2 protein-coding genes are annotated in these 3,284 nt (G+C 68.3%); both read left to right on the top strand.

Annotated elements, in window-relative coordinates; translation table 11 throughout:
- Window positions 1–97 precede the first annotated feature (97 nt).
- Window positions 98–1,549, top strand: a complete 1,452-nt coding sequence (gene rpsA, locus I5I_RS01745; RefSeq protein WP_036287953.1) for a 30S ribosomal protein S1 — start codon at window positions 98–100, stop codon at window positions 1,547–1,549.
- Window positions 1,550–1,653: 104 nt separating this feature from the next.
- Window positions 1,654–3,284: sensor histidine kinase (locus tag I5I_RS01740; RefSeq protein WP_036315680.1), on the top strand; the 1,631-nt coding region annotated here is incomplete at its 3' end.

Below are 3,284 nucleotides of genomic sequence, written 5' to 3'. Positions count from 1 at the left end.
GCTCCGGCGGGGCATTCGTTCGTCTTCGTCCGTCTGCCGCTGCGCGATCACCTCGCGCCGGAGCCCGATATCCAACCCAACAAGGACAACCCACTACATGACTACCGCAACGACCGCCCCGGCCACCAAGCAGGTCGCCATCAACGACATCGGATCTGCTGAGGACTTCCTGGCCGCGGTCGAGAAGACCCTCAAGTTCTTCAACGACGGCGACCTCATCGAAGGCACCGTGGTGAAGATCGACCGCGACGAGGTCCTCCTCGACGTCGGGTACAAGACCGAGGGCGTCATCCCCTCGCGCGAGCTCTCCATCAAGCACGACGTCGACCCCAACGAGGTCGTCAAGGTCGGCGACGAGGTCGAAGCCCTCGTTCTCCAGAAGGAGGACAAGGAAGGACGCCTCATCCTCTCCAAGAAGCGCGCGCAGTACGAGCGTGCCTGGGGTGACGTCGAGAAGATCAAGGAGAACGACGGTGTCGTCACCGGTTCCGTGATCGAGGTCGTCAAGGGTGGTCTCATCGTCGACATCGGCCTGCGTGGCTTCCTGCCCGCATCGCTCATCGAGCTGCGCCGCGTCCGCGACCTCACGCCGTACCTCGGCCAGGAGATCGAGGCCAAGATCCTCGAGCTCGACAAGAACCGCAACAACGTCGTTCTCTCGCGCCGCGCCCTGCTCGAGCAGACGCAGTCCGAGTCGCGCACCACGTTCCTCAACAACCTGCACAAGGGCCAGGTCCGCAAGGGCGTCGTCTCGTCGATCGTCAACTTCGGTGCGTTCGTCGACCTCGGCGGCGTCGACGGTCTCGTCCACGTCTCGGAGCTGTCCTGGAAGCACATCGAGCACGCCTCCGAGGTCGTCGAGGTGGGCCAGGAGGTCACCGTCGAGATCCTCGAGGTCGACCTCGACCGCGAGCGCGTCTCCCTGTCGCTGAAGGCGACGCAGGAGGACCCGTGGCAGGTCTTCGCCCGCACGCACGCGATCGGTCAGGTCGCGCCGGGCAAGGTCACCAAGCTGGTTCCGTTCGGTGCCTTCGTCCGCGTCGCGGACGGCATCGAGGGTCTCGTGCACATCTCCGAGCTGTCGGGCAAGCACGTCGAGCTCGCCGAGCAGGTCGTGTCGGTCGGCGAGGAAGTCTTCGTCAAGATCATCGACATCGACCTCGAGCGTCGTCGCATCTCGCTCTCGCTCAAGCAGGCGAACGAGTCGGTCGACCCCAACGGCACCGAGTTCGACCCGGCGCTGTACGGCATGGCGACCGAGTACGACGAGAACGGCGAGTACAAGTACCCCGAGGGCTTCGACCCCGAGTCGGGTGCCTGGCTCGAGGGCTTCGACGCTCAGCGCGAGAAGTGGGAGCAGGAGTACGCCGCTGCCCAGGCTCGCTGGGAGGCGCACAAGCTCGCCGTCGCCAAGACGCTCGAGGCCGAGGCCGCCGCTCCGATCGAGACCGGCGCGTCGTCGTTCTCGTCCGACTCCTCGAACGGCGGCGGAACCCTCGCCGACGACGAGGCTCTCGCGGCTCTCCGCGAGAAGCTGTCGGGCCGCTGAGCCGCACCGCGTTCGCACAGGGCCGTCGCCCCGGATCCGTCCGGGCGGCGGCCCTGTGCCGTCACCTCCTGCCGTCGCGGGCTCCCCGGCTGTAACGTCGTCCCATGGCGAGCCCCCCGAGCCCCACTGCGCCCGCAGACGGCCGCATCCGCGGCCAGCTGCGCGACCGCGCCGCGGCCAGCAATCAGCTCGTGCTGTGCGCCGTGGTCGGCGTGCTGTTCTTCATCGGCATCGCCACGGCATCCCTCACCGACGGCGGCCTCTTCGGCATCGCGGTGCTGCTCGTCGTCCTCGGGGGAGTGGCGGGCCTCGCAGTGCCCTGGTCCCGCTTGCCGCTGTACGCGGTGACCGTCATCCCGATCGTCGACATCGTGGCGATCGCCCTGATGCGCATCGCCGAGCCGAACGCCGCGTTCGGGTTGCTGTGGGTGTTTCCGGCGATGTGGCTGTCGGCCATCGGGCGGGCGGGGTTCGCGATCTCGGTGGTCGGCATCCCGCTCACATACTGGTGCATCCTCGCGACCGGCGCTTCGCCGGCGGGGACGTACGCGGTGGTCCTCCTTCCGGTCGTCATCGTCGCCGTCAGCGCTGCCAGCTACACGTCCTCCCGTCGCTTCCGCGCGCAACGGATGCTGCTGGACCGTCAGGCGGTGCGCGTGTCGGCGGCGCACCGCGAGGCGCTGCGTCAGGAGCAGCTGGTCAGCGAGGTGCTCGACACGGTCGACTTCGGAGTCATCCGCCTCTCCGCCGCGGGTGAGGTCGTCCTCGAGAACGATGCGCTCCTCCGCTTCGGCCGCATCCCCGGATTCCTTCCCGGCAGCGGCGGTGAGGATGCCGTCACCGACGAGAAGCTGGTGCCGCTCGATCCTCAGCAGCATCCGCTGGTGCGTCTGCAGCGCCAGGAGTCGTTCGACGACGTCGTCCTGTGGTTCGCGCTCGCCGACGGCCGCCGACGCGCGTTCGCCTTCGCCGGGCGCCATCTCACCGATCACAACGGAGCCCCGGCCGGAGCGCTGCTGATCGTCCGCGACATCACGGCGGAGCGGGACGCGCAGCGGGTGCGCGACGACCTCGTCGCCTCGATCTCCCACGAGCTTCGCACCCCGCTGACGTCGATCCTCGGGTATCTCGAGCTGGCGCTCGACGGTGGTGGGCTCTCGGATGACGCTCGCAGACAGGTCGACACCGCGTACCGCAACAGCGAGCGGCTGCTGGGGATCGTCACCGACATCCTGTCGGCGTCGTCGCGGTCGGGGTCGTCGATCGATACGCGCCTGCACCCTCGCGTCGTCGACATGACCGAGATCGTGCGCGCTGCAGCGGCAGGGCTCGAGCCGGTCGCAGAGGGGCGCTTCGTCGACCTTCGCGTGGAGGAGTCGGGTGCGGCCGAGGCGTACGCCGATCCGGCCCGCATCCGACAGGTGGTCGACAATCTGGTGGCGAACGCGGTGAAGTTCAATCGCGACGGTGGCCGGGTGACGGCATCCACCTCGACCGACGGCGTTCACACGACGGTTCGGGTCGCCGACACCGGTATCGGCATGGTCCCCGATGCGGCCGCGAGAGTGTTCGAGCGGTTCTTCCGAGCCGTGCCGTCCGTGCCGGGCAACGGTTTGGGGTTGACGATCACACGTGATCTGGTCGCCGCTCATGGCGGATCCATCGCCGTCGAATCGACCGCGGGGGAGGGCAGCGTCTTCACCGTCGTACTGCCGGCGACCCGCGAGTCTCGACC

Source organism: Microbacterium sp. B24, assembly GCF_000333415.1.
GTDB lineage: Bacteria > Actinomycetota > Actinomycetes > Actinomycetales > Microbacteriaceae > Microbacterium.
The sequence above is the reverse complement of the archived record's forward strand: the minus strand, read 5'-3'. Positions and strand labels throughout refer to the sequence as shown.

Excerpts from the sequence above, each read along its gene's own strand:
- rpsA (WP_036287953.1), top strand. The coding sequence starts at position 98 with ATGACTACCGCAACGACCGCCCCGGCCACCAAGCAGGTCGCCATCAAC.